The 215-nt window shown below is 49.3% G+C and carries 1 rRNA gene; it reads left to right on the top strand.

From position 1 onward, the window contains the following. Positions 1 to 67, top strand: a 16S ribosomal RNA gene (locus tag MRBLMS1_RS26915); the annotation flags it as partial. Positions 68 to 215 lie beyond the last annotated feature (148 nt).

The raw sequence follows: 215 nt of genomic DNA, 5'->3' as shown, positions 1-215 counted from the left end.
ATTCGTGACTGGGGTGAAGTCGTAACAAGGTAGCCGTATCGGAAGGTGCGGCTGGATCACCTCCTTTCTAGAGTTTGCACGAATCAGCAATGATTCACGCATCAAATGTTCACACTTATCGGCTGTTTAATTAAGAAGAAACAGTAGTCGTAGTAGTTCCGCGTTGGGGCTGTAGCTCAGCTGGTTAGAGCACCGTGTTGATAACGCGGGGGTCG

Source organism: Massilia sp. LMS1-1-1.1 (assembly GCF_040815535.1).
In the GTDB taxonomy this organism is placed as follows: Bacteria; Pseudomonadota; Gammaproteobacteria; order Burkholderiales; family Burkholderiaceae_D; genus Janthinobacterium; species Janthinobacterium aestuarii.
The sequence above is the reverse complement of the archived record's forward strand: the minus strand, read 5'-3'. Positions and strand labels throughout refer to the sequence as shown.